We start from the raw sequence: 24,324 nt of genomic DNA on the forward strand, positions 1-24,324 counted from the left end.
TCCGATCCGGGAATTAGAATTCCAGGTCGAAGCCCACGCGCACGTAGCGCGGCTCTTGGTAGGCGATCGGCTTGCGGTAGTTGGCCGAGTAGCCGCCGGTGCCGGTTTCGCGGCGCTCTTCGTAGGACGTGATGGCGTCCGAGTTGAACACGTTGAAGACGTCGGCGCGCAGGACCAGGTTGCCACCCAGAGCCATGATCTTTTCCGGCACGGTGTAACGGACCGACAGATCGAGGGTCGTCTGCCAATCGGTTTCCTGAGCCGAACCGCGCGGAACCGGAGCGCTCGGGGCCAGCAGGGCGCCCGTGTCGCTGAAGGTCTTACAGAAGCGCGAAGCCGCGCCGTAACCGCCAGAGTTACCATCGGTCGGGTGACGACCCAGGCAGCCCTGGTGCTTCGGCGAGATGACCGAGGCGTTGGCGCCGAACATCAGGTTGTCGGTGAGGGCGTAGGTGCCGAACACCTTGAACTGGTGAGCGTGGTGGTTCGGCAGCAGACCTTGCTGGTAGTCGGTCAGACCGACGAAGTCGTACAGCACGGTCGAACCGGCGTCGGCTTGGTTGTTGTCCGACAGAACGGTGCCTTCGTAGTTACCCTTGCTTTCCGACAGGGTGTACGAGCCTTGCAGGCCCCACTTGCCGTCGAAAGCGCGCTCGAAGGTGAACTCGAGGGCGATGTACTCACGCTTCGGCTTGGGGAAGCCCAGCTCTTGAGCGGTGAAGGTCAGTTCCTTCGGCAGGGCGGCGGCGGCGGCGATCGTCGCGGCGTCGTGCACCAGGGCGTTCGGCTGACGCAGCTTGATCGTCAGGTCTTCACCCGGGTTGAAGACGATGTACTGCCACGAGTTGTTGAAGATCGTTTCGCAGGCGGCCAGCGTCGCGCCAGCGACGTGGGCGTTACACCACTTCACGACGAACGGGTCGAGGGTCGTGTCTTCCGAGATGCGGTTCAGCTTGCGGTACGTCAGGTTGACGCCGCCCTTCCACAGTTGGTTGAACTGACGCTCGTAGCCGATCGTGAATTCGTCTTCTTGCGAAGCCTTGATGCCTTGAGCGGCCTTCGAGTAGGCCGGCTCGGCGACACCCAGACCGAACGAAACCGTACAACCGATCACGTTCGGCGAACCGGCGACCACCGAGCTCGGGCAGGTCGTCAGCGTACCGTCCGGCAGGCCCGGGTTGGTCGTGGTGGTGATCTGCGTACCCAGGGCCGTCGGGGCCAGGTTGGCGCCCTTCGTGAAGTCCGGGCCGTTCGTGGTGCCGTTGACGTAGCCCGGCGCGTAGAAGAACGCGCTGTAGCCCAGGTCGGCGCCGCGATAGCTGAGGTTCGACGCCGGCGGGATGTAGTAGCGGCCGAACGAGAACGAGATCTTGTCCTTGCCTTCGCCGACCGGATCCCAGGTCACGCCAACGCGCGGGCCCCAGTTGTTCTTCAGGTTCAGGACCTGTTCGCCCAGCAGGTTGTCCAGGGTGAACTTGTCGTTACGGATGCCCAGCTGCAGGCTCAGGTCCGGGGTGATGTCCCAGGCGTCCTGCACGTACCAGGCTTCGTTGACGCCGTGCACCGGCGCGCCGCCGAAGCGGTTGGTCGACACTTCGACGTAGTTCACGCCGCCCAGAACGCCGTTGGCGTCGCGCGCGGTCGGCGCGGCCGGGTCGAACTTCGGACGGTGATAGATGTAGGCGATACCCGTGCCGCCCGGACCGGTGTCGATCGAGGCGTGGTTCAGGGTCGTCTTTTCATGGTCGAAGCCGCCACGGACGTGGTGCTTGCCCAGGAAGTCGAAGTACAGGTCGCCGTCGATGCGATAGAATTCGCGCAGCGTCTTGCGGGTTTCGATCGTGGCTTGCTTCTGGGCCGAAACCGTCGTCAGGGCGCTGCCGTCGACGTCGCTTTGGACCAGCGGGTCAACGGTGTTGCCCGGCAGCACGCTGTTGGAGTCGCGGTTCTTGCCGTAGGCGGCCGACAGGGTGAACCAGTCGGTGAACGTGCCGGTGTAGCGCGCCACGTAGTTCACGCCGCCTTGACGGTAGACGGTCGACGGCAGCTGAGCGCCGATGGTGTCCGCGGCCGCGGCGTAGGCGAAGGCCGAGCGGTTGATGGTCTTTTGCGTGTCGAAGTAGGTCAGTTCGACGCGCTGCTTGTCGGTGATGTAGCCGTCGATCTTGGCGCCCCAGAACGGGTCGTTCGACTTGTCGACGACGTACTGGCCGGTCGTCTTCTGGGCTTGCGCCGACTGCGTGTCGCGCTGGGCGTTCATCACGTAGAAGAACAGGTGGTCCTCGATGATCGGACCGCTGACTTCGAACGTGGCGTTCTTTTCAGTACGCTTCGAACGGTGGTTGGCGATGATGTAGGTGTCCGGCGCGTCTTCACGCCAGGCGTCCGACTCGTAGTTGCCGTGGACGCCGAAGTGGAAGGTGTTCGAACCCGACTTCGTGACAGCGTTGATGACGCCGCCGGTGGCGCGACCGAACTCGGCGGGATAGCCGCCGGTCTTCACTTCGATCGACTTGTAGAAGTCGAACGGCACTTCGGCGGCGCCGATGTACGTGTCGAAGTTCGTGATGTTCAGGCCGTTCACGTAGAAGGCGTTTTCAGCGACCGAACCGCCGCCGACCGACGGTTGACCGCCGAAGTTGGCGGCCGACGGGGCCGTGGTGACGCGCGACGAGCTGCCGGTGACGACACCGGGGGCCAGCTGCACGACGGCCGTCAGCGAGCGGCCGATCGGCGCTTGCTTGGTCAGGGTTTCGATGTCGACGGTCAGACCCTTGGTCGTCGCGGCGAAGTCGAGCTGCGGGTTGGCGGTGGCGGTGATCACCACTTCGCTGACCGTCTCGGTGGCGCCGGCCAGGGTGAAGGTATAGGCGGTCGAACCGCCCAGGCCGACGCGGACGTTGCCGTCGTTGGTCGGTTGGAAGCCGTCCTTGTTGATCGCGACCGAATAGCCGCCGATCGGGATCAGGGGGATCCGGAACTGGCCGGCGTCATCGGTGGTGACCGAACGGGTGAAGCCCTGGTCCAGCGACTTGACGGCGACGGAAGCGCCGGCGACCGGAACGCCGGAAGTGTCGCGCACGGTGCCGACGAGCGAGCCCGAGCTGTAGTCCTGAGCGCTGGCGATCGTGGGCGCCATGGCCGCGACGGTCGCGATCGCAACCGGCGTGGCGACGGTCGCCAGACCGGCGAGCAGCGTCGTCGTCAGTAGACGCGCGCGGGCGCTACCTTTGGTGGAAAGCATGCTGTTCAAATCCCCTCTGAGCATGGCGAGAGCGGCAGATCGGACGAGTCCCCCTCTAGAAACTTTGTCCGAACTGGAGCGGAAATCCGCGTAGTTCACGCCACGAGATCACTGGTGTCCCGGAAACATTTCCCCGGTTGCGGCGACGTTAGGGGCCGCTGCGGCCGAGGGTCAATTGTCATTGCAGAATTGTAATCCACATCGACAGCCCCTGTCGCAAAATCGCCACAGCCCTGCCACCATTCGGCAAACCGGCGCTCCATGTGGATACCTTGACCATGGAAACGACAGGCATGAGTTCATCATTGTCTTGTTTTAACGAGGTTATTTCGACCTCAAAGATCTTCGTTATCAATCTCAGCATTTCGAAGAATTTTTCGCGACAATCTTGCCCCTGGGAATTGACAGACAACAAATCAACGTCGCGAACACGCCGTTTTAGGTAAAAGTTTTTTAATGAACGGGATGTGGACGGCATGTTCTCCCCGCGCATGATCGTTCCACGTGCACGCTTGAGGGCGGCCGTGACCATTGCCTAGGCGCCCGCGGGTCGCGACAATGCGGAGCGGCGAAATTGCGTCGCGCCTTAAGTTGCGGCGAACCGATGAGCGATTTTCGACGAGTCACCGAATCCCTGTCCGTCAGCCCGCAGGTGACCGAGGCCGACATGGCCCGCGCCGCGGCCGAGGGGTTCGTGCTCGTGATCAACAACCGTCCCGACGGCGAGGACCCCAGCCAGCCTTCCGGCGCGACCATCGAGGCCGCCGCCCGCGCGGCGGGCCTGGACTATCTGCATGTGCCGGTGCGCGGCGGTCCGACCCAGGAGCAGGTGGACGCAGTGCGGGCCGCGGTCGAAGCGGCCGACGGGCCGGTGCTGGCCTTCTGTCGGTCGGGCACGCGCTCGATCGTCACCTGGTCGATCGGCCAGGCGCTGGCGGGCGAGGATCGCCAGACCCTGGTCAATCAGGGTCGCGAGGCGGGCTATGACCTGTCGGGCGTGCTGCCTTCTTAGGCAGATCAGGACTTAGAAGGCGGCCGACTCGCGGGCCACCATCGGGGTCGGTTCGGCCTGGCAGCTGGCCAGGACGAACTGGGCCAGGATGATACACACGATGGCGAAGGCCGCGCGCTGGAGCCGTTTTGAGACAAAAATCGCCGCGTCCGCCGCCATGGCCCGTCCTCCGAAGGTTACTGGAGGGTAAAAGCGCAAGACCGGCGCCGTTTCGGAGTGTCTCTCGATGATTCCTTTCGTTCGCGAACTGGAGTTCGAATACGGCCGCTGCGACCAGGTCTCGCCGCTGATCCGGCGGGTCATCGCCCGCAATCCGGGGCCGTTCACCTATACCGGCACCGGCGTCTACATCGTCGGCCAGGGCGAGGTGGCGGTCATCGATCCCGGCCCGGACCAGGAAGAGCATTTCGAGGCGCTGAAGGCCGCTCTGGCCGGCGAGCGGGTGACTCACGTGCTGGTCACCCATCACCACCTGGACCACTCTCCCCTCGCCCATCCGCTGGCCCAGGCGTTCGGGGCCAAGGTCTATGGCCTGCCCGCCCCGGCGCCGCACGCCAGCGACGCTCCGGCGCTGGAAGAAGGCGGCGACGACCGCTTTCGTCCCGACGTGGTTCTGGCCGACGGTGACGTGCTGTCCGGCCCCGGCTGGACGCTGGAGGCGATCACCACGCCCGGCCACACCTCCAACCACGTCTGCTTCGCGCTGAAGGAAGAAAACGCCCTGTTCTCCGGCGACCACATCATGGGCTGGTCGACCACCGTGATCACCCCGCCCGACGGCGACATGGGCGACTATTTCGCCAGCCTGGAAAAGGTGAAGGCGCGCGGCTTCGAGATCCTGTGGCCCACCCACGGCGCGCCGGTGCGCGAGGTCGCGCCGTTCATCGACGCCTATGTCGCTCACCGCCGCGCCCGCGAGGCCCAGATCGTCGAGGCCCTGGCCGCCGGCTTCACCACCATCAAGGCCATGGTCCCCAGCCTGTACGCCGCCGTGGACCCGCGCCTGCACCCGGCCGCCGCCCACTCGGTGCTGGCTCACATGCTGCAGCTGGTGAAGGAAGGCCGGGTCGCCGCGACCGGCGACGGCCTGGACGCGGAATACCGCCTGGCGTGAGGCCCCGAACCGCAAGATCGGTCGAGCAGCCCCTGTCCGTCAGCGCGTAACTGACGCCGCCACGGAAGAAGCGGGAGACGATGAAGGCGGCGCCCAAGACCTATCTCGACCACTATAACGCCCGGATGCAGCGGGTGCTGGACCACATCGACCAGCACCTGGACGGCGATCTGGACCTGGAGGCGCTGGCCCGCGTGGCCGCCTTCTCCAAGTTCCATTTCCACCGACAGTTCATGGCCACCTTCGGGGTGTCCGTGCACCGCTATGTCCAACTGGCCCGGCTGAAGCGCGCGTCGCACCGGCTGGCCAATACGGGCGATACGAGCGTGACGGAGATCGCGCTGGAGGCCGGCTATGACGCGCCGGACGCCTTCGCGCGCGCCTTCCGGCAGCGGTTCAGGCAGTCGCCCTCGTCGTTTCGCAAATCGCCCGACTGGGCGCCGTGGCTTGCGGCCTTCGGGCCCTTGGACAACGCCAGGAGCAAGCTGATGCAGATTACCTACGAAGCCGAAGACGTGATCATTCGTGACGTCGCCGCCACACCCGTGGCGATCATGGAACACCGGGGCGACCGGGCCGCGCTGCCGGCCACGATCGAGCGCTTCATCGCCTGGCGAAAGGCCGCCGGCCTGACGCCCGACAAGAACCCGACCTTCAATATCTTCCGGTCGGAACGGACGCCCGAGAACCCCGCCGAATACAGCATGGACCTGTGCATCGGCACCGACCGCCCGATCGCGCCCGACGACCCGGACATGAAGGCCGGCCAGATCCCCGGCGGCCGCTGCGCGGTGCTGCGGGTGGCCCAGAACACCCACAATCTGGAACCCGCCGCCCTGTATCTCTATCGCGAATGGCTGCCGGCCAGCGGCGAGGAGGCGCGGGACTTCCCGGTCTACGCCCAGCGGCACTTCTCGTTCTTCCCGGACCGGCCCGTGCACGAGGTGGTGTGCGAACTGTTCCTACCGTTGAAATAGCGCCGCAACACACGCTCAGGCATAGTCGCCGGCATGCGTCGTCATCTCGCCCTGATCGCCCTGGTCTCGAGCCTCTCCGGAGTCGCCGCCGCCGCGACTCCGGCCTTCGTCGACGTCTATCGGGTGCGGGTGGTGGCGGGGTTCTACTGGGGGACCCACGAAAGCCTGGCGCTGCGTCGGGTCGAGTCTCACGCAGGCCCCTTCTGGATGGCCGAGCGCCGCACCCGCATCACCAACGGCCTCGCCGGCCCCACCAAGCACATCGACCGGCTGTGGATTGACGGGCGCAGCTGCCCGGCCTTGGGACAGTTCATCGAAGCCATCGGCAAGATCCCGGCCCCGCCCCGTTCCGCGCCCCCACCGCGGTTCCATGGCGCCCATACGACCCTGGCGACGCGAAAGGCGGACGGCAGTTACGCCGTCCGATCCGACTATGAAGGACCGATCACCGCCTGGTGGTGGACGGCCCAGGAAACCCTGAAGCCGTGCTGGGGCGCCGGGCTCACGATGGTGGACGACGACAGCCTGCTGCCGTTGACGCTGGAAACGGACGCCGACGAAGCGCCCTTCATCGCCCTCGAGCGCGCCGACTAGGCCCTACTGCCCCTTCACCGCCGTGATCAGCTCGCCGATGCGGGCGCAGTTGCGGCCCTGGTCGGGGCCGGCGTCGCGGCCGATCGAGCGCAGGTCCAGGCGCGAGCCCCGCGCGTCGGGACGGACCCGCACCACGACGTCATCGGTCAGGCCGTACCAGAAGCTGCGCGCCGTGGCCTCCAGGCGGCCGTCCACGGGGTCGTCGGTGACGAGGGTCATGCCCTGGGCCATGACGGCGGCCTTGATCGCCTCGTAGGCGTCGCCGGGCGCGCGCTCGCTGACCAGCGGACGGGCAGCGGGGCAGGTCTCGGCGTTGATCTCGGCCAGGCGGCGGCCGGCATAGGCGGCCGAGCCCACCGGCAGGGACGGATCGTCGTCGACCACCTCGGCCGAGCCGCCGCGCGCGGCCATGGCGGCGTCGGAGAAGCCCAGCGGTGTCTTCCAGTCGGTCGAGACGTCGTGGATCGGCGGCGACTGGCCCAGCAGCGCCTTGGCCCCGAACATCACCCCGAAGGTGACCGCCGTGATCAGCAGGGCCAGGATCGCCGCCCGGCCCAGGCGCTTGAAGCCGGCCATCAGGGCGATGACCAGGCCCAGCAGACCCGTGGCGACGCTGACGAAGGCCACGCGCGGCGCCCAGTCCAGGGTCATGGCGGTGTAGCCCAGCGGCAGCGGGATCATGCCCAGCTTGACGTCCAGGGCGCCGCCGCCGGCCAGGATGGCGGGCGCCAGGGCGACCAGCAAAGCCAGGTCCAGATAGAACGAGGCCCAGGCCGGCGGCTTGCCTGAAGCTTTCTTCTCTTCGGTCTTCTTGGCCGCCTTGCTCCGCTTGCCCGGCGTGATCGGCATGGCGAACGGCAGGGCCTCGCCAGCGTCGGCCAGGACCGGGGTCGGCTTGGGATCGTGCAGGCGTAGAGGCGCTTCCGGCGCGGGCTCCGGCGACGCAGCCTTCACGGGCGTGGCCTCCGCCTTGGGCTCCGGCGTGGGTTCCGGTTCCGCCACCGCCTCGGCGGCGGCTATCGCGGTGGCCTCGGCGATGATCGCATCGGTGGCCGAGACGGTCTCGGGCTCGACGTGAGCGACGACCTCAGGCTCCGGCGGCGGCGCTTCAGGTTCGGGCTCAGGCTCGGCGAGGACGGCCTCGGGCTCGACCTCTTCCACCGGCTCGGGCGCATAGAGCACCGAGGCCTGGGCGCCGTCGGCGGCCGCCAGGGTCGGGGTCGGAGGCGGTGCGGGCGACGGCTGCAGCGGCGTTTCCGGCAGCTGGTAGCCCTCGTCGGCCAGGCGCTTGCGGATGACCTTCTTGTCGATCTTGCCGGTCGCGCCCAGCGGGATGTCGTCGACGAACAGCACGTCGTCGGGCATCCACCACTTGGCGATCTTCCCGTGCAGGAAGTCGATGAACTCCTGCTTGGTGGCGGTCTCGCCCTCCTTAAGCTTGACCAGCAGCACCGGCCGCTCGTCCCACTTGGGGTGGGCCGCGCCGACCACCGCCGCCAGGGCCGCCTTGGGATGGCCGACGGCGATGTTCTCGATCTCGATCGTGCTGATCCACTCGCCGCCGGACTTGATGACGTCCTTGGCGCGGTCGGTGATCTGCATGAAGCCGTGGTCATCGATCGTGGCCACGTCGCCGGTGTCGAAGAAGCCTTCGTCGTCCAGGATCTTGCCGCCGGCGCCCCGGAAGTACTCGGCGGCGATGATCGGGCCGCGGATCTTCAGGTGGCCGAAGGCCTTGCCGTCGTGCGGCAGCGGATTGCCCTCGTCGTCGCGCAGGCAGATCTCGACGCCCAGCGGCGGGCGGCCCTGCTTCAGGCGATAGGGCATCTGCTCATCGTACGGCAGCTTCGACAGCTCATCGGTCATGACCGACAGCGTCCCGACCGGCGAGGTCTCGGTCATGCCCCAGGCGTGAACCACCTCGACGTCGTACTTCTCCTGGAAGGCGCGGATGATGCTTTCGGGACAGGCCGCCCCGCCGATCACCACCTTCTTCAGCACCGGCAGCTTGGCGCCGGTGGCCTCCAGGTGCTGCAGCAGCATCTGCCAGACGGTAGGCACGGCGGCCGAGAAGGTGACGCCCTCGGTGTCCAGCAGTTCGAAGATCGAGGCGCCGTCCATCTTGGCGCCCGGCATCACCATCTTGGCGCCGGTGCCGGGAGCCGAGAACGCCACGCCCCAGGCGTTGGCGTGGAACATCGGCACCACCGGCAGGATGGTGTCCTTCTGCGACAGGCCCATCACGTCGGGCTGCATGGTGATGAAGGTGTGCAGGAAGTTCGAGCGGTGCGAGTACAGCACCCCCTTGGGGTCGCCCGTCGTGCCCGAGGTGTAGCAGAGGCCCGCGGCCGTGCCCTCGTCGAAGCCGCCCCAGGCGCAGTCGGCGCCGTGTTGGTCGAGCAGCTCCTCATAGCAGAGCAGGCCCTTGAAGTGCGGGGCCTCGGCGGCCAGCGGGAACTCGGCCGGCATGTGGGCGCGGTCGGTGAAGACGATCACATGCTCCACATGCGGCAGGCGCGGCAGCACCGCCTGCAGGATCGGTAGGAAGGTCAAATCAACGAAGATGGCGCGGTCGCCGGCGTGGTCGGCGATCCAGGCGATCTGCTCGGGGAACAGGCGCGGGTTCAGGGTGTGGCACACCGTGCCAATGCCCATGATGCCGTACCAGGCCTCCATGTGGCGACCGGTGTTCCAGGCCAGGGTGCCGACGCGGTCGCCCGGCTTGATCCCCATGGCCAGCAGGGCGTTGGAGACCCGCTTGGCCCGGTCGTGGATCTGGCCGTAGGTCGTGCGCACGATCGCGCCCTCGACCGAGCGGGTGACCACTTCGCGATTGCCGTGCCACTTGGCGGCGTGATCGATGATCTTGTCGAGGGTCAGCGCCCCATGCTGCATCAGCCCCTGCATCGACTCCCGCTCTCTCTCGGTTGCTTATCGTTGTTCAGGCGAGGCTATCGACGCAGGAGCCGCCGCGCAACGCGGGGCCTCTTCACAAGAGAAATCCAGGAAAAGTGATCGGTCGCCTAGTCGACGCACGCGCTGATCGGTCGCACGCGTGTTAAGGAGACTCTTGGTTGCTTGCGGGGGATAGTCGCAACGTAGGCGAACAATCGTCGTCGTCCGGAGAGGCGAGTCTTTGGGCTGGTGGGCCGATACATTAGCGGATGAGCGACTGGACGAGGTCGCGGCCGACATTCGACGGCTCGGTCCTTCGCGCATTATTTCCGGTTGTCTGGCGGCCGGCGTCATTGGCATCGGCCTGGGCTTTCGCACCGCTTTCGCCTGGCTGCTCAGCTTCCTGGTCGCCGAAGGCTTGGCCATGCTGGCCACCCGTAATTTCGGCAAGGGACGTCCGGGCAGCCGCGCCGACCGCGCCGCCTTCATGTTCGCCGCCATTCCCGTCAACGGCAGCTGGGCCGGGCTGGCAGCCCTGCTGTGGCTGCACGGCCCCGCGCAGCTGAAGGTCGCCGCCGTCGCCATCTGGTGCGGCCAGCTGGTCTTCATGCAGCAGTATCGCCACCAGCCGCTGGCCCTGCTGGTGCTGAGCGGCGTAGCCCCGATCGTCAGCCTGATCGTCTTCCCGTTCCTGTTCATGCCCGGCTCGGACCCGGCGACCCAGGCGATGCGCTGGTCGCTGGTGCTGCTGATCGGCATCACCATCAATGTCGCCCTGCGCAACCGCGCCGCCGCCCGGCGCATGGACGAGCTGACCCGCGGCCTGCGCGACGAGCGCGAGCGCGCCCTGGAGGCCGCCCGCGCCAAGTCGACCTTCATCGCCGTCACCAGCCACGAGCTGCGCACCCCGATGAACGGCCTGCTGGGCATGGCCCACGCCCTGGAGCGCTCCAAGCTGAGCGCGGCCCAGCGCCAGCAGGTCGAGCTGATGATCAAGTCGGGCGACAGCCTGATGCAGCTGCTCAACGACGTCCTGGACCTCTCCCGCGTCGAGGCCGGCAAGGTCGAGCTGGCCCCCGAGATCGTCGATCCCCGCGCCATCGTCTCGGACGTGGTCGACGCCTGGCGCGACGCGGCCGAGGCCAAGGGCCTGCAACTGTTCGCCCGCTACGACACCGAGGTCCCCGCGTGGATTCGCGCCGACCCGCTGCGCATTCGCCAGGTGCTGACCAACCTGGTCTCCAACGCCGTCAAGTTCACCGCCCAGGGTCATGTCCGCGTCTCGGTCAGCGCCGAGGACGAGATGATCCGCTTCTCGGTCTGCGACACCGGTCCCGGCGTGCCGCCCGAGGCCGCCGACCGCGTGTTCGACAGCTTCACCCAGGCCGACGAGACCATTTCGCGCGGCTATGGCGGCGCGGGTCTGGGCCTGGCCATCTCGCGCTCGCTGGCCCGCCAGCTGGGCGGCGACCTGGTGCTGCGCCCCAGCACCAGCGGCGCTTGCTTCATGCTCAGCGTCCGCGCCCCGCTGGCTTCAGCGCCGGTCGCGCCCGAGCCGGAACCGCAGGTCGATGACGAGAGCCTGGGCCAGATCCACGTGCTGATGGCCGAGGACAACGCCGTCAACCAGCTGGTGGTGCGCACCATGCTCGAGCCGGCCGGCGTCGCCTTGACCGTGGTCGAGAACGGCCAGGAAGCGCTCGAGGCCATGACCCAGCAGCACTACGACTGCGTGCTGATGGACATCAACATGCCGGTGATGGACGGCATCACGGCCCTGGAAGCCATCCGCGCCGGCCGCGCCGGCGACCCCGCCCTGCCCGTCATCGCCCTGACCGCCTCGGCCATGGCCGGCGACCGCGAGCGGTTCCTGGGGCTGGGCTTCGACGACCACCTGGGCAAGCCGGTCAAGCCGATGGACCTGATCACGGCGATTATTCGGGCCGTGAACCCGGACCCGCCGGACGAGGGGCGGCAGGCGGCTTAAGCGCTACCCCATCGTCTCCGCCAGCGCCCGAGCCTCGTCCTCGAACGCGTTGACCGTATCCACTTTGCGCCAGGTGATCTCGCCGGCGTCGCGCGTCAGCTGGCTTTCCAGCACCGCCACGTCGGCGTCCGAGGCGTCGTTGACGCGGGCGGCGACGCGTTCGCGCAGGACTTCGGGCGGAGCCTCCAGCCAGACGCCCAGGAAGCCGACGTCGCAGGTCTTGGCCAGGGCCTCGGCGCGGGCGCGCTCTTCGGGCTTCAGGAACACCGCGTCCAGCACCACCGAACGGCCAGCCCTCAGGCACAGCTCGGCGTCGGAGAACAGCTGGTCATAGACCTTGGCGCTCATCTCCGGTGTATAGGCCTCTCGCGGCAGGCGCTCCAGCGAGGGCACGCCCCACAGGCGCTTGCGGATCTCGTCGGTGCGCAAAACGACCGCGCCGGGGGCCGAGCCCAGGCCGGGGGCGCAGACGCGCGAGAAGGTCGACTTGCCCGAGCCCGACAGGCCGCCGGCCGCCACCAGGCTGACCGGCTTGGGCGCCAGGTGATCCAAGGCGGTCTGCAGATAGGCCCGCGCGGCCTCGTCGTCGCCCGTATAAGCCCAGACGTGGGTGCGCACGGCGGCGCGGACGCTCAGCATCAGCGGCAGGGCCGCCAGACCGGTCCACAGGCCTTCGCCGAAGGTGCGGGCGGCCTCGTCCAGATAGGCGTTCAGCACCCGGCCGGCGGCGTCGCGGCGACGGCGGAAGTCCAGGTCCATTAGCAGGAAGGCTAGGTCGTACTGCACGTCGATGTCCGACAGGGTGTCGTTGAACTCGATGCAGTCGAACAGGATCGGCTGACCGTTCTCGATCAGGATGTTCCCCAGGTGCAGGTCGCCGTGGCAGTGGCGGGCAAAGCCCTCCTTGGCGCGGCCGTCCAGCAGCGGACCCAAACGCTCCAGCGCGATGTCGGTCTCGGTGACCAGGCGCTCGACCGCCTGCTTGCCCAGACGCGCGGACAGGCCGCGCAGCAGGTTGGCGTTGGAGCGGATCGTGTAGCCCAGGGCCGACACGCCGCCGCCCTGCGGGCGCAGGCTCGAGCAGGCGTGGAAACGGGCCACCGTGCGGCCCAGCGAATCCTCCAGCGCGTCGTCGATCGCCCACGGCTGGGTGGCCAGCACGCCGTTCTGGTCGAAGCGGCGCATCTCCAGCAGGTACTCGACGATCTCGCCCTCGCCGTTGATCTCCAGGCCGCCGTCGGCCGTGCGAGTCAGGCAGCGGACCTCACGATAGATGTCGGGCGCGGCGGCGCGGTTGAAAGTCAGTTCGCGCTCCAGCGCCCAGCGGCGCAGCTCCAGCGTCGAATAATCCAGGAAACCGAAGTCGACCGGGCGCTTCACCTTGAAGGCCGAGTCGTCGATCAGGAACACCCGGGCGCACGACGTCTCGATCGTGCTTTCGGCCCGGCCTTCGAACCAGGCGGCCACTTCCTGCTCGCGCGCGGCTTCCGCGTCCTTGATCACGCCGAAAATCCCATCTGTCCGCGCACGAATTCGGCGCCGGGGCTGCATAGCCGAAAGCCGGGCCAGAGTCCTCTAACGTCAGCCTTGCTTACCCCTCGTTTTCGCGGCTAGATTGTATCGAAGGCATCAAGTGTGAGTACTCCTATGCTGGTCGGCGCGGGTTTGAAGCGGTCGGGTCACAAGCGCGAAGAGATCCTCGGCTCAGCCAGGGCGCTCTTCCTGCGCCAGGGCTACGCCGACGCCGGCATGGAGGTGGTGGCGCGCGCGGCGGGGGTCTCGACGGCCACGCTGTACGCCTACTTCCCCAGCAAGGCGGACCTGTTCAAGGCCATCGTCATGGAGACGGTCAGCGGCATCGCCGCCCCGGTCCGCGAGGCCGTCCGCACCAAGGGCGACGCCCGCGTCCGGCTGACCGCCCTGGCCGTGGCCTATGCCACCTTCTTCTCTCGCCCCGACACCCGGGCGATGTTCCGCATCGTCACCGCCGAGCGCCGCCGGTTCGAGGACGTCGCCGAATATTTCCTGCAGAGCGCTCGCGACGAACTGGGCGGGGCGGCGATCGCGGTCATCAACGACCTGGTCCGCTCTGGCGAGCTGAAGGTCGAGAAAGCCTCGTGGGCCGCCGGCCAGTTGATGGGCATGCTGGACCACGTGACCCTGGTGCTGGGCCTGTCGGCCGGCGACGAGGTCCAGCCGCGTCGTCCGATCAAGGCCATCGCCGAGGACGCGGTCGAAACGTTCCTCGCCCGCTACGGCGTCCGATAGTCGCAAGGCCCTGCCCCGACTTGTAGCCGCGCTTCGCATCGGCTAGTCCTGCGCCTGCATCAAGAGTTGGGCCGCGCCCAACGCCAACCTGCCTTCCCGGGCAAGGTGGCGCTCTCCCCGGAGAGGATGTGGCCGAGACGGCAATCAAACGGGTGATCTCCACCTCCGTCCCGCGTCGATTTTGTCGAAGTCCAGGGGCGAAGCCTTGCCGATCAAGATTCCGGATTCACTGCCTGCCCGCGCCACCCTCGAAGCCGAGGGCGTGGTCGTCATGCGCGAGACCGACGCCGCCCGCCAGGACATCCGTCCGCTGCGCATCGGCCTGCTGAACCTGATGCCGGACAAGCCCAAGACCGAGACCCAGTTCGCGCGCCTCTTGGGCGCCACGCCACTGCAGGTCGAGCTCTCCTTGATGCAGCTGGCCAGCCACACGCCGCGCAACACCCCGGCCGAACACATGGCCGCCTTCTACCGCTCGTGGGACGAGATGCGCGACCAGCGCTTCGACGGCTTCATCGTCACCGGCGCCCCGGTCGAGACCATGGCCTTCGAGGACGTCGCCTACTGGGACGAGTTGCGCCGGATCCTGGACTGGACCCAAGCCCACGTGCACAGCTGCCTGACCATCTGCTGGGGCGCCCAGGCCGCGCTGCGCCACTTCCACGGCGTCGACAAGCAGGTGTTGCCGGCCAAGCGTTCGGGCGTCTACGCCCACCACCTGGTCGAGCCGACCTCGCCCTATCTGCGCGGCTTCGCCGACGAGGTCGACATCCCGGTCTCGCGCTGGACCGAGGTCAGCCGCGCGGCGGTCGACCAGGCCCCCGGCCTGAAGGTGCTGCTGGAGTCGGACGAAGCCGGCCTGTGCCTGATCGAGGACGCCCAGCGCCGCTCGCTGCACATGTTCAACCACCTGGAATATGACGGCGAGACCCTGCGCGACGAATATGTCCGCGACAGCGCCAAGGACCCGTCGACGCCGCAGCCGGCCCACTACTTCCCGCGCGGCGACGCGAGCGCGACGCCCCGCAACCGCTGGCGCGGCCACGCCCACCTGCTGTTCTCCAACTGGATCAACCAGATCTACCAGACCACGCCGTTCCGCCTGGACGACATCGGCCGGGCCTAGGCCTGAGACGGCGCCCGATCAGCCCTGCGGATTCGGGAGCTGGCTCGTGCTTTTTGAGTCGCCCTGCGCCCTGACGGCCCAGACGGCCTTTTGAGTGCAGTCTTGCAGCGTGCCGAACGAATAGCCCCTCGGATTGTCGCGCCTGGCGACTTCGATACAGGCCCACGCGCCAGCCACAATCGCCGTCCCGATCTTCTTGATATCGATCTGGCCAACCGAAACCTCGACCGATCCGATCTTCTTCTTCTCAAGCAGTTTGAACTTCCCGGCCGCCAGGTCGAGTTCGAACTTGGCCGGGGCCTGTTTCGCCACGCTCTTCGCTTTTTCGACAAGCGCCGCCTGTACGGCCTTGTTCAAGTCCTCCCGCGTGAATCGCGGCTCTAGGCTGGATGCAACTGGACCTGAGATATCTTCGGTGATCTGCCCGACGGCGATATCGACGTCCAAGCTGTAGGCGCCGCTCCCCCGTTCCGCCAGCTCAACCCAGGCATTCGAACCGGCGACCTCACGGTCGACGACGCGATCGAGCTTTCGCACGGCTGGCGGGACCGAGACAGCCGCCTCGCCAAACTCACGGGCAGCTCTTTCGCCCCCATCGTCGACTATTCTTCGCCAGAGCCCCTTGAAGGCCTCGCCAAGGCCCGACAGGAGCGGTTTGACGCCGCCGCAGCCGCCCAGTGGCGCGCAAGCCATGATGACCATGCAGGCCACGACAATCTTCGACTGCAATCTCATGCTCGCCCCCGCTTACCGCGAAGCGATATCATAACGCCGAACACACGGACAGCGCGCATCCGCGACCTCGTAGTCGCGGCTGAAGGCTATTTGACCGTGTAGGCGACCGAGATCTTGAAGTTCGAGCCCGCCGCCATCGCCCCGCGCGGTTTCAGCCGGACGTGGGTCACTTGGGCTTGGGTCGCCACCGTCGGCAGGAACAGCCAGCTGGAGCCGCCGTCGGACGAGAACTCGACGTCGTCGCCCAGATTGTTCGACGCCACGTAGCTGAACGCCAGGCCCGAGGCCGGGCTGCCCTCGGTGAAGACCACGGAGGCCCCGCCCGCGCCGTCGCCGTCCAGGGCGATCGTGGTGTTGGCCGGGGTCGCGATCTTCAGCTCCATCGTGTTGCTGGCCAGCGCCGAGGTGTCGGGATTGCTGACCGTGACGGTGGTGCGCTGCTTGGCGCCCGGAATGGACTTGGGGTTCGTCGTGCCGTTCTTGTCGTCATAGACCACGGTCGTCGTCGTCGTGACGGTCGCCGGCTTGCCGCCGTTGATCGTCAGATTGACCGTGACAATGCTCGACTTGGTGTCCTTGTCGGTGGTGCCGATGCAGCTGGCGCCCAGCGCCAACGAGCACAGGCTCCAGTCCCATGAGATCGTGAACGAGCCGGTATAGACGCCCGACTTCACCGCGCCAGCGATGGTCGGCTTGATGTAGACCGGCACGCTGGTCGGCGCGAAGCCGATCAGCCCCGCCAAATCGACCGACGTGCCATTGATGTAATAGGTCGCCGAGCCCGACAGCGGCTTGGTCCCCGCCGCGTCGGCCGACAGCACGTAGTTGATGTCCGGGGCCCCGGACTGGCTCAGCTTGTAGCCATTCGAGGCCGTGATCGTGGCCTTCACATAGTTTCCGGAGAACGAGATCCACAGCGGACTGCCCGTCGCGCAGCCGAAGCCGGCGCCGATGCTGGGGGTCGCGGGCGTGACGGCGTTGGGCGAATAGGTGGCCGAGCTCGTCGCCGTGCTCGTCGCCGTACAGGCCGCCGACGCGCCGGACGCAAACGCGAGCAGCGCGAGCACCCCCGCCAGGACTGTGAAGATCGAGCTCAGACGCATTGGCCAAAAGCCTAGGCGCCAGCGGTTAATCGCACCTCAAGGATGTTCCGCCGCCGGAAACTCAACCCATAGACTTTGGTCTATGGAAACAGTCGCTTGGTCGTCCAGCCGGCGGCCACGCGGTCGAAGACCAACCGTTCGTGCAAGCGGAAGGGGCGGTCGCGCCAGAATTCGATGGTGACGGGCACGATGCGGTAGCCCGACCAGTGGGGCGGACGGGGCACCTTCCCGAGGCCGAACTTCAGGCCCATCTCGGCGACGCGCTTTTCCAGGGCCAGGCGGTCGGGCAACGGCTGCGACTGGTCGCTGGCCCAGGCGCCGATCTGGCTGGCGCGGGCGCGGCTGGCGAAATAGGCGTCGGCCTCGGCCTGCGTGGTCGGCTCGACCGTCCCCCGGATTCGCACCTGACGGCGCAGCGACTTCCAATGGAACAGGATGGCGGCCTTGGGGTGGGCGTTCAGTTCCTGGCCCTTGGCGCTGTGGGTGTTGGTGTAGAAGACGAAGCCACGCGGATCGAAATCCTTCAGCAGCACCATGCGCGAGTCCGGCATGCCGTCGGCGTCGACGGTCGAGACGGTCATGGCGTTGGGATCGTTGGGCTCCTTCTTGCCCGCCTCTTCCAGCCATTCGGCGAACAGGGCGAACGGATCCTCTTCCGACAGCAGGGCCGGCGGCGTGGCCTCGGTGACCAGGCGGACATAGTCGTCTTCGCTGGGCGAGGCGGGGATCAAGGTGGGGTCGGCGCTCATGACCTTGATATAGGCCGCTCGCGCGCGAGGGACCACTCGGGACTATCCCCTAAAGTCTTAACTTAACTCGCCGTTGACCATCCCGGCGGCAGGGTCCGGCGGATGACCGCCCGTCCGTCCGCTTTGACGCTTGCCGCCGCCCGCGCCCTTCTGGGCGTGGCCGCGGACGCGGGCGAGCGTGAGCTGCGCACCGCCTATCGCGAGGCGGCCAAGCGGGCCCACCCCGACCGTCCGACCGGCGACGCGGCCCTGTTCCGCGACGTGCTGGCCGCCTACCGCCTGCTGCAGGACCATCCCTACCAGCCGGCTGCCTTCCCGCCAGCCGTGACCAGCGCCCCGCCGATCGTCGACCGGGTCTATCTGGACATCGACATCGCCACGGCCGTCGCCGGCGGCGCCGAAGACCTGACCATCGATGGCCGCCATCTGCGCCTGAAACTGCCCGCCGGCCTGCGCGAAGGCGACAAGGTGCGGGTCGAGGGCGTGATGTTCGAGGTTCGTTATCGCGTTCAGGACGGCGCCCTGGTGCGCGGCGATGATTTGTGGCTGACCGGCAAGGTCGATCCGCGCGTGCTGGCTGAGGGCGGCCGCGTCGACGCCGACACCCCGCTGGGCCGCCGCCCGGCCTGGATCTCGACCAAGGCCGCCGAACGGGGGCTTGTTCGCCTGCCCAACCAGGGTTTGCCGGCGCGCGCGCAGCATAAGGCGGGGGATCTGTTCCTGCGCCTGGAAGCCGCCGAGGCCGACGCCGAGAGCCCGGCGCGGTCGCTGCTGAAGCGCTTCGCGGCGGCCTGGGCGGCCTGATACCAACCTAGCGCGACGGCTCTTCACCTCTCCTCCCCGTATGGGGGAGGTGGCGCGCCCGCGAAGCGCGGCGTGACGGAGGGGGCTGGTCATGAGTCGGCGGCGCTAGCCCCTCCACCGCCTACGGCGGTCCCCCTCCTCCAAAAGGGGGAGGAGAGAGGCATCCACGCGTCTCGTCCTAGAAAATTACATCGCGCACGATCTTTTTTCACGAACGACACTTGAACATCAATCGCGCACGACCAAATACCTCCCATCGAACCAAGCAAGGGAGCTACTCCAATGACCACCCTCTACACCACCCGCGCCACCGTTGTCGGCGGCCGTGACGGCCACGCGCGCAGCGAAGACGGCCTGCTGGACGTGCAGCTGTCGATGCCCAAGGCCCTGGGCGGCAAGGAAACCGGGACGAACCCTGAGCAGCTGTTCGCGGCCGGCTATGCCGCCTGCTTCCAGAGCGCCATGGCCCACGTCGCCCGCACCCAGAAGATCGCCCTCACCGGCTCGACCGTGACCGGCCAGGTCGGCCTCGCCACGCAAGAAGTCGGCTTCAAGCTGGAAGTCGCCCTCGAAGTCGAGACCCAAGGCTTGAGCCAGGCTGACGCCGAAGCCCTCGTCGCCACCGCGCACCAGGTTTGTCCGTACTCGAACGCAACCCGCGGTAACGTGGACGTGGCTATTACCGTCAAGGCGGCTTAATCGTACACGATGAACAAGAAACCGACGCCGTCCGACCGTCCCGTAGAGTCTCTGCGCCTGGACAATCAGTTGTGCTTCGCCCTCTACGGCGCGGCCAACCGGATGACGCGGCTGTATCGGCCGATGCTGGACGCGATGGGCCTGACCTATCCGCAGTACCTGGCCATGCTGGTGCTGTGGGAGAAGAGCCCGCAGACGGTCGGGGCCCTGGGCGACGCCCTGGACCTCGACTCCAGCACCCTGACCCCGCTGCTCAAGCGCCTGGAAGCCGGTGGCCTCGTCGCACGCCACCGCGACCCGGAAGACGAGCGGCGGGTGATCGTGGGCCTGACCGACAAGGGCCGCGCCCTGCGGGATCAGGCCGAGGCCATCCCGGAACAGATGATCTGCGCGCTGGACATGCCCATGGACCTCATCGAGACCATGCGCGAGCGGCTGAAGGTTCTGGCTAGGTAATCAGACCTGCTGGCGCGGCGACTGCGCGGCCTGCTGGCGGGCGCGGTGCGCGGCGTGGTCGGCGTCGCTGGTCTGGCGCAGGGCCCGCAGGTCCTCGCTGATCCGGAAGATGGCGACATAGAACTCGCAGAAGGCGCGCCACAGCAGCACCAGGGCGCCGGCGACCAGCAGGCCAGCGATCAGCACCGGGAAGGCCAGCAGCAGCGAGCCCAGGCCGGGCTCCTTCAGCGCCAGGCCGACGGCGGCGCCGACGACCGAGAAGCCGAACAGGGCCACGACGCCCAGGCCAGCCCAATAGATGAAGTGAATCACTGGCCCGGTGACCAGGCGGTCAAAGGTCAGCAGATCCCACATCAGGGAGCCGGAACGCTTAGTCTTATTGGCCGGAGGCATACGGAACCCCAAGTCGGCGATTAACGCCTCTTTGAAGGCCATCGCTACCAGTGACGAGCCCGCTCGGCAATGCCGAGCGGGCTCGCGGTTGTATCAGTCCGGTTAGGGACCGTTATTGCTGCGGCTTGGCGCCCGCGACGGTGGCGTCGATCTGGGCCTTGGTGGCCGTGGTCGAGACGCTGCCGTCAGCGCCCGCGCTCAGGCTGTTGCCCGGCAGGGCGAACTTCACGCCGCCATTGGTGACGATGACATTGGTCGAGCCGTCGGCGCCGGTGCTGGTGCCGGTGATCTGGCCGACCGAGACGCCGCCGGCGTCCTTGACGGCCGAGCCGACCTTGAAGCTGGCCACGGTGGCCGAGCTAGGCGTGGCGGCCGCGTCAGCCGGGCTGGCCGAAGGCGTCGTGGTGCTTTGGGTGGTGGTCGAGCCAGCCGGCGTGGTGGTGGTCGTCGTCGACTGAGTCGGGGCGGCCGTGGTCGGCGACGTCGGCGCGGCCGGATCCGGCGCGGTCGTCGTGGTCGTCGTGCTTTGGGCCGGCGCCGTGCTGGTCGCCGGCGAGGTCGTGGTTTGGCTGGTGGTGGTGCTCTGGGCGAAAGCGGCGCCAGCGAACGTCAGGGTCGCGGCGGCGGCGAGCAGGGCGAGCTTGTTGGTCATGTCTTTACTCTCCGTCGGGAGCCCCTCCCGGCCAAAACAACGTCACCTTGTCGTGACGGTTCCGTCGGAAAGTCGACGTGAGGGTGAGGACTACGCGCTCCGCGCGACCAGAAGCGCCGAAATATAGGCCTCCATCAGCCGCACCAGTTCGTCCTCCAGCGCCTGCGGATCCAGGGCCAGGTCGCTCTCGATCGTGGCCGCGCGCAGCAGGCCGACCACGGCGTGGGTCAGGACGAAGCCGGCCTCGGGCGAGAGGTCGAAACCCAGCGCCGCCTTGCCGGCGATCATGTCGAAGAAGGTGACGTGGTTGCGCATCACCACGTCATCGCCGCCCTCGGCGGTCAGGGCGTCCAGCAGGGCGCGGCGGGTGGCGGGCGCGCCTTCGAAGGCCGTGGCCAGGGTGCGGACGATCAGGCGAACCGTGCCGATCTCGGGGCCGGCAATGACGATCTCGGCGATACGGTCGCGCGCGGCCGCCGCCCGCCGCTGAGCCAGCCCCGCCAGGATCGCCTGCTTGCCGCCGAAGTACTGATAGAGCGTGCCGACGCTGACCCCCGCCCGCTCGGCGATGTGGTTGGTGGTCAGGGCCTCGATCCCATCGGCCTCCAAAAGTTGAAAGGCCGCCTCCAGAATCGCCTCGACCGTCGCTTCGGAGCGCGGCTGGCGCGGCGTTCGCCTCGTCTTTTCAGTCACTTGCGGCTGGGCCTCCTGGATGCGGGGCAAGGCGAGTAGCGCGGGGGTCTTGAAGGCCTAACCTAGAACCCGAGACAGGGATCCGTCACGGCTCCCGCTAGGAAAGGATGCCATGACCCCGCTGGAAAAGGTCCGGGCCAAGGTCGCCTCGCAGAAGACCGCCCTGCCCGCGCTGTATGGCGACGTCGATTTCGACGCCACGCCCGAGCGCTTCACCGACGATCCCAAGGCCAGCGTCGCGCCGCGCCTAAGGAACCTGGATCCCGACAAGGTCGCCCTGATCAAGGCCTACACCATGCTGGGCGATGTGGTGGCCGACGCCTATGCGGCCCTGATGCCGAAATACGGCTTCCGCCCGCTGATCCAGATGCTGACCAAGGCCTGCGACGAAGGCATTGCCGCCGTCCCCGACGCGCCGCCGGAACTGGCCGCTTTCATCGCCGACATGGAGGCCGCGCCCGACTGGCTGGACATGGACCTGGTGCGCGAGGGCCAGCGCCTGGACCGCAACGCCGCCGCCAATCTGGGCCCCTTCGCGATCCGGGGCGCGTTCATCGCCACCTTTATGAACAAGTACGCCGCCCTGCCGATGGCCCTGACCGGCACCCTGTCCAGCGACACGGCCGCGCGCCGGGTCAACGAGACGGCGACCTTCTTCACCACCACCCTGCTGCCCGGCTCGCTGGAGCGGCACGGCGCGGGCTTCCGCGCGGCGGCCATGGTGCGGCTGATGCACTCGATGGTGCGGTTCAACGCCCTGAAGCGCTCGGACCGCTGGGACGTGGGCGTCTACGGCATCCCGATCCCGCAGGTCGACCAGATGCCCGCCGGCCTGATCCCGATCTTCCTGATGAGCTACAAGATCGTCGGCCAGGGCCGGAAGACCTTCACTCCCGAGGAGCGCGCGCGGGTCGAGCTGGCCCGCTATCGCTGCTTCCTGCTGGGCCTGCCCGAGGACCTGCTGGCCGACACCCCGCAGGGCGTCGTGGACACCATGAATGCCCGCAGCGGCACCCTGCGCGCCGGCTTCGATGACGCCACCTGCGGCGAGCTGGTCCGCGCCACGCTGAACGCCTACCTGCCGCCCGACGAGCGCCCGGAGAACCGGCTGTTCGACAAGGTCGAGCGGCGGTTCTCCAAGGTGTTTTTCCTGCGCAACTTCATGAACGGCGACGTCGCCGCCGCCCGCCGCATGGGCGTCGAGATCGGCCCGCGCGACTTCATGATGTTCGGCCTGGTGGCCCTGCTGGTGACCAGCCAGCTGATGGCCTACCGCCTGGCGCGGAACGTCCCGGGCGTGGCCGACCTGGCCGACGCCCACCTGGTCGCCAAGCTGAAGAAGCAGCTGGCGCGGTACGGCCACGCGGAGTTCATCTCCGACGCGGAGAAATACCGCCCGGCTGGCAAACCCGTAGCCGCCTAGAAGTCCAGCTCCATCCGCGCCCCGGCGACCTTGGCCTTGTAGTCACGGTCGCCGTTCGGCAGCGGCGTGGCGTCCGTATAGGCCAGGACGCCGCCGTTGAGGTTGAAGCGCAGGAACTCGACCGGCTGCCAGATCAGCGCGGCCAGCCAGGCGTTCTGCGTGCCGCCGACAATGCCGCGGTCGTTCAGGTCCAGATAGTCGTAGCGGACATTGACCTGCAGCGTCCCCAGACCGCCGCCGCCGAGAGGTTTCTTCGGCTTGGCGCGATCGAAGATGCCGCTCTTGTAGCCGCGCGTGTCGTCGGTGAGGAAATAGCCCAGCTCGGCATAACCGCCGAAGAACCGCGCGTTCGGGCCGGTCTTCAGCTGTGCGTCCAGCCAGTGGGTCTCGGCCGCGCCGTGCCAGCGGCCACGCACGAACGCCGCCTCCAGGCCGTAGTGGATCTCTTCGCGAACCGGCAAGGCGGCCGTGCCGATCAGGCGGCTGTTACTGGTGTGGACATAGGGCCGCTGGCGGTAGCGGGTCGCGGTGTCGGACACCCGCTTCAGCTGGCGCTGGTGGGCTGAGCCGCCGAAGTGCCACTGGGTCTTGCCGATCTTGGGCGCATAGACCACCCGCCCGTCCAGGCCATAGCTGTTGTTCTCGTCGCCGCCTGCCGGGCCGTCGCTGGCGTTGGCCAGGGCGGTGATGTCGTCGGCGAACAGGCCCGCCTGGAGCAGCCACGGCCCCTTCTCGTACTGGGCCGACAGCCCCAGGCGGCGCTCGAAGTTGAAGGCGTCGGTGAAGGCCGCCCGCTCCATCAGCGCGCCGGAGGTGTCGCCGGTCAGCTCGTCCAGCGACTGGAACTGGTTCTGGTTGCCCAGCGCCAGCAGCCACGGGCCAGCCTTGTAGGTGACGAAGGTGTCGACCAGGTCGACGGCGTTGTCCGACAGCTCCAGCTCCAGCTTGTAGCCGATGCCCGCGCCCAGGCCGCCCTCCCCGCCCAGGCGGATCCGGCGCATCTCGGCGGCATAACCCAGGCCCCGGTCGGCCAGGGCCTTTGGCGCGTCGACATACCCCACGTCGGTCTGGATCCGTCCCTTGGCCTTGAAGCTGCGCCCGCCGCTGGCGGAGATCACCGGCGAGCCCTTCCAGGTGATCTCGGCGCTGGCGGGCTTGGCGGGAACCGGTGTGGGGACCGCCGCCACCGGCGCGGTGCGCTGGATCCCGCTGGCCGCGTCCAGACGGCTCTCCATGCGCTGCACCTGCGCCTTCAGCCCCGCGATCTCGGCGCGCAGGGCGGCGATCTCTTCGGGGCTCAGCGTATCTTGCGCGAAAACAGGCGACGACAGCAGGCAGGCGCCCGCCGCGCTAAGCGCGACGAGGGACGTAAACTTGGGATGCAAAACAGCACCATGGAA

Annotated in this window: 23 protein-coding genes and 1 riboswitch; of the genes, 11 read left to right on the plus strand and 12 right to left on the minus strand. The window is 67.7% G+C overall.

Going from position 1 to position 24,324, the window contains the following annotated elements:
• Positions 1–13: 13 nt before the first annotated feature.
• The gene (locus tag AC1RRR_RS11375; RefSeq protein WP_492813091.1) at positions 14–3,244 is read right to left on the minus strand and encodes a TonB-dependent receptor; all 3,231 of its coding nucleotides are present in this window, start codon (positions 3,242–3,244) and stop codon (positions 14–16) included.
• A gap of 178 nt (positions 3,245–3,422) precedes the next feature.
• On the minus strand, positions 3,423–3,776 hold the full coding sequence (locus tag AC1RRR_RS11380) for a hypothetical protein (protein WP_492813093.1): 354 nt from the start codon (positions 3,774–3,776) through the stop codon (positions 3,423–3,425).
• 72 nt (positions 3,777–3,848) lie between these two features.
• Here AC1RRR_RS11380 and AC1RRR_RS11385 point away from each other — a divergent pair, with 72 nt between their 5' ends.
• Positions 3,849–4,256 carry a TIGR01244 family sulfur transferase gene (locus tag AC1RRR_RS11385; protein WP_492813095.1) on the plus strand — a complete coding sequence of 136 codons (408 nt, stop codon included), beginning with the start codon at positions 3,849–3,851 and terminating at the stop codon, positions 4,254–4,256.
• Positions 4,257–4,268: 12 nt separating this feature from the next.
• Here the strand turns inward: AC1RRR_RS11385 and AC1RRR_RS11390 are convergent, their stop codons facing one another.
• Positions 4,269–4,415 carry a hypothetical protein gene (locus AC1RRR_RS11390; protein WP_492813097.1) on the minus strand — a complete coding sequence of 49 codons (147 nt, stop codon included), beginning with the start codon at positions 4,413–4,415 and terminating at the stop codon, positions 4,269–4,271.
• Positions 4,416–4,482: 67 nt separating this feature from the next.
• Between AC1RRR_RS11390 and AC1RRR_RS11395 the strand changes: the two genes are divergently transcribed.
• The 3 genes from AC1RRR_RS11395 (at position 4,483) to AC1RRR_RS11405 (ending at position 6,941) form a co-directional block, all read left to right on the plus strand.
• Positions 4,483–5,370, plus strand: a complete 888-nt coding sequence (locus AC1RRR_RS11395; protein WP_492813099.1) for an MBL fold metallo-hydrolase — start codon at positions 4,483–4,485, stop codon at positions 5,368–5,370.
• Between the two features lie 80 nt (positions 5,371–5,450).
• Positions 5,451–6,347 carry an AraC family transcriptional regulator gene (locus AC1RRR_RS11400; RefSeq protein WP_492813101.1) on the plus strand — a complete coding sequence of 299 codons (897 nt, stop codon included), beginning with the start codon at positions 5,451–5,453 and terminating at the stop codon, positions 6,345–6,347.
• A gap of 33 nt (positions 6,348–6,380) precedes the next feature.
• Positions 6,381–6,941, plus strand: a complete 561-nt coding sequence (locus AC1RRR_RS11405; RefSeq protein ID WP_492813102.1) for a hypothetical protein — start codon at positions 6,381–6,383, stop codon at positions 6,939–6,941.
• Positions 6,942–6,944: 3 nt separating this feature from the next.
• Here the strand turns inward: AC1RRR_RS11405 and AC1RRR_RS11410 are convergent, their stop codons facing one another.
• Positions 6,945–9,848, minus strand: a complete 2,904-nt coding sequence (locus tag AC1RRR_RS11410) for a long-chain-fatty-acid--CoA ligase (protein WP_492813103.1) — start codon at positions 9,846–9,848, stop codon at positions 6,945–6,947.
• A 229-nt stretch (positions 9,849–10,077) separates the two neighbouring features.
• On the opposite strand from AC1RRR_RS11410, the gene AC1RRR_RS11415 reads away from it, so the two are divergent.
• A complete protein-coding gene (locus AC1RRR_RS11415) occupies positions 10,078–11,823 on the plus strand; it encodes a hybrid sensor histidine kinase/response regulator (protein ID WP_492813104.1) in 1,746 nt (581 codons plus the stop codon).
• Positions 11,824–11,826: 3 nt separating this feature from the next.
• On the opposite strand, the gene AC1RRR_RS11420 is transcribed toward AC1RRR_RS11415, so the two are convergent.
• Entirely contained in the window at positions 11,827–13,326 is a 1,500-nt protein-coding gene (locus AC1RRR_RS11420; protein ID WP_492813106.1) for a bifunctional aminoglycoside phosphotransferase/ATP-binding protein, read from the minus strand.
• Between the two features lie 144 nt (positions 13,327–13,470).
• Here AC1RRR_RS11420 and AC1RRR_RS11425 point away from each other — a divergent pair, with 144 nt between their 5' ends.
• Entirely contained in the window at positions 13,471–14,091 is a 621-nt protein-coding gene (locus AC1RRR_RS11425; protein ID WP_492813553.1) for a TetR/AcrR family transcriptional regulator, read from the plus strand.
• Between the two features lie 51 nt (positions 14,092–14,142).
• Positions 14,143–14,249: riboswitch (SAM-I-IV-variant riboswitch) on the plus strand.
• A 47-nt stretch (positions 14,250–14,296) separates the two neighbouring features.
• Entirely contained in the window at positions 14,297–15,217 is a 921-nt protein-coding gene (locus tag AC1RRR_RS11430; RefSeq protein ID WP_492813107.1) for a homoserine O-succinyltransferase, read from the plus strand.
• 18 nt (positions 15,218–15,235) lie between these two features.
• Here the strand turns inward: AC1RRR_RS11430 and AC1RRR_RS11435 are convergent, their stop codons facing one another.
• From AC1RRR_RS11435 to pdxH, 3 genes are all read right to left on the minus strand, one after another.
• On the minus strand, positions 15,236–15,946 hold the full coding sequence (locus AC1RRR_RS11435) for a hypothetical protein (RefSeq protein WP_492813108.1): 711 nt from the start codon (positions 15,944–15,946) through the stop codon (positions 15,236–15,238).
• A gap of 92 nt (positions 15,947–16,038) precedes the next feature.
• Complete coding sequence (locus AC1RRR_RS11440) at positions 16,039–17,055, minus strand: hypothetical protein (protein ID WP_492813109.1); 1,017 nt, start codon at positions 17,053–17,055, stop codon at positions 16,039–16,041.
• Positions 17,056–17,135: 80 nt separating this feature from the next.
• Positions 17,136–17,804 (minus strand): pyridoxamine 5'-phosphate oxidase, encoded by a 669-nt coding sequence (gene pdxH / locus AC1RRR_RS11445; RefSeq protein WP_492813554.1) that lies wholly within the window; start codon positions 17,802–17,804, stop codon positions 17,136–17,138.
• Between the two features lie 102 nt (positions 17,805–17,906).
• Here pdxH and AC1RRR_RS11450 point away from each other — a divergent pair, with 102 nt between their 5' ends.
• From AC1RRR_RS11450 to AC1RRR_RS11460, 3 genes are all read left to right on the plus strand, one after another.
• Positions 17,907–18,608, plus strand: a complete 702-nt coding sequence (locus AC1RRR_RS11450) for a J domain-containing protein (protein ID WP_492813110.1) — start codon at positions 17,907–17,909, stop codon at positions 18,606–18,608.
• Between the two features lie 282 nt (positions 18,609–18,890).
• Positions 18,891–19,307, plus strand: a complete 417-nt coding sequence (locus AC1RRR_RS11455; RefSeq protein WP_047410442.1) for an organic hydroperoxide resistance protein — start codon at positions 18,891–18,893, stop codon at positions 19,305–19,307.
• 9 nt (positions 19,308–19,316) lie between these two features.
• On the plus strand, positions 19,317–19,763 hold the full coding sequence (locus tag AC1RRR_RS11460; RefSeq protein ID WP_492813113.1) for a MarR family winged helix-turn-helix transcriptional regulator: 447 nt from the start codon (positions 19,317–19,319) through the stop codon (positions 19,761–19,763).
• Here the strand turns inward: AC1RRR_RS11460 and AC1RRR_RS11465 are convergent, their stop codons facing one another.
• From AC1RRR_RS11465 to AC1RRR_RS11475, 3 genes are all read right to left on the minus strand, one after another.
• The gene (locus tag AC1RRR_RS11465; protein ID WP_454717560.1) at positions 19,764–20,168 is read right to left on the minus strand and encodes a DUF4282 domain-containing protein; all 405 of its coding nucleotides are present in this window, start codon (positions 20,166–20,168) and stop codon (positions 19,764–19,766) included. It abuts the gene before it with no gap.
• A 100-nt stretch (positions 20,169–20,268) separates the two neighbouring features.
• Positions 20,269–20,808: a hypothetical protein gene (locus AC1RRR_RS11470; protein ID WP_492813115.1), complete on the minus strand. Its 540-nt coding sequence runs from the start codon at positions 20,806–20,808 to the stop codon at positions 20,269–20,271.
• Positions 20,809–20,898: 90 nt separating this feature from the next.
• Positions 20,899–21,501, minus strand: coding sequence for a TetR/AcrR family transcriptional regulator (locus AC1RRR_RS11475; protein WP_492813117.1), 603 nt, complete (start codon positions 21,499–21,501; stop codon positions 20,899–20,901).
• Between the two features lie 112 nt (positions 21,502–21,613).
• On the opposite strand from AC1RRR_RS11475, the gene AC1RRR_RS11480 reads away from it, so the two are divergent.
• A complete protein-coding gene (locus AC1RRR_RS11480; protein WP_492813119.1) occupies positions 21,614–22,924 on the plus strand; it encodes an oxygenase MpaB family protein in 1,311 nt (436 codons plus the stop codon).
• Here the strand turns inward: AC1RRR_RS11480 and AC1RRR_RS11485 are convergent.
• Positions 22,921–24,309 carry an OprO/OprP family phosphate-selective porin gene (locus AC1RRR_RS11485; RefSeq protein WP_492813121.1) on the minus strand — a complete coding sequence of 463 codons (1,389 nt, stop codon included), beginning with the start codon at positions 24,307–24,309 and terminating at the stop codon, positions 22,921–22,923. The two genes, AC1RRR_RS11480 and AC1RRR_RS11485, sit on opposite strands and share 4 nt — an antisense overlap.
• Positions 24,310–24,324: the final 15 nt, after the last annotated feature.

The organism is Caulobacter sp. GW821-FHT12D05, from assembly GCF_058807295.1.

What these genes read in the sequence shown, in the direction of transcription:
- AC1RRR_RS11375 (WP_492813091.1), bottom strand. Translation starts at nt 3,244, where the DNA reads ATGCTTTCCACCAAAGGTAGCGCCCGCGCGCGTCTACTGACGACGACG.
- AC1RRR_RS11380 (WP_492813093.1), bottom strand. Translation starts at nt 3,776, where the DNA reads ATGGTCACGGCCGCCCTCAAGCGTGCACGTGGAACGATCATGCGCGGG.
- AC1RRR_RS11385 (WP_492813095.1), top strand. Translation starts at nt 3,849, where the DNA reads ATGAGCGATTTTCGACGAGTCACCGAATCCCTGTCCGTCAGCCCGCAG.
- AC1RRR_RS11390 (WP_492813097.1), bottom strand. Translation starts at nt 4,415, where the DNA reads ATGGCGGCGGACGCGGCGATTTTTGTCTCAAAACGGCTCCAGCGCGCG.
- AC1RRR_RS11395 (WP_492813099.1), top strand. Translation starts at nt 4,483, where the DNA reads ATGATTCCTTTCGTTCGCGAACTGGAGTTCGAATACGGCCGCTGCGAC.
- AC1RRR_RS11400 (WP_492813101.1), top strand. Translation starts at nt 5,451, where the DNA reads ATGAAGGCGGCGCCCAAGACCTATCTCGACCACTATAACGCCCGGATG.
- AC1RRR_RS11405 (WP_492813102.1), top strand. Translation starts at nt 6,381, where the DNA reads ATGCGTCGTCATCTCGCCCTGATCGCCCTGGTCTCGAGCCTCTCCGGA.
- AC1RRR_RS11410 (WP_492813103.1), bottom strand. Translation starts at nt 9,848, where the DNA reads ATGCAGGGGCTGATGCAGCATGGGGCGCTGACCCTCGACAAGATCATC.
- AC1RRR_RS11425 (WP_492813553.1), top strand. Translation starts at nt 13,471, where the DNA reads ATGCTGGTCGGCGCGGGTTTGAAGCGGTCGGGTCACAAGCGCGAAGAG.
- AC1RRR_RS11440 (WP_492813109.1), bottom strand. Translation starts at nt 17,055, where the DNA reads ATGCGTCTGAGCTCGATCTTCACAGTCCTGGCGGGGGTGCTCGCGCTG.
- pdxH (WP_492813554.1), bottom strand. Translation starts at nt 17,804, where the DNA reads ATGAGCGCCGACCCCACCTTGATCCCCGCCTCGCCCAGCGAAGACGAC.
- AC1RRR_RS11450 (WP_492813110.1), top strand. Translation starts at nt 17,907, where the DNA reads ATGACCGCCCGTCCGTCCGCTTTGACGCTTGCCGCCGCCCGCGCCCTT.
- AC1RRR_RS11455 (WP_047410442.1), top strand. Translation starts at nt 18,891, where the DNA reads ATGACCACCCTCTACACCACCCGCGCCACCGTTGTCGGCGGCCGTGAC.
- AC1RRR_RS11460 (WP_492813113.1), top strand. Translation starts at nt 19,317, where the DNA reads ATGAACAAGAAACCGACGCCGTCCGACCGTCCCGTAGAGTCTCTGCGC.
- AC1RRR_RS11470 (WP_492813115.1), bottom strand. Translation starts at nt 20,808, where the DNA reads ATGACCAACAAGCTCGCCCTGCTCGCCGCCGCCGCGACCCTGACGTTC.
- AC1RRR_RS11480 (WP_492813119.1), top strand. Translation starts at nt 21,614, where the DNA reads ATGACCCCGCTGGAAAAGGTCCGGGCCAAGGTCGCCTCGCAGAAGACC.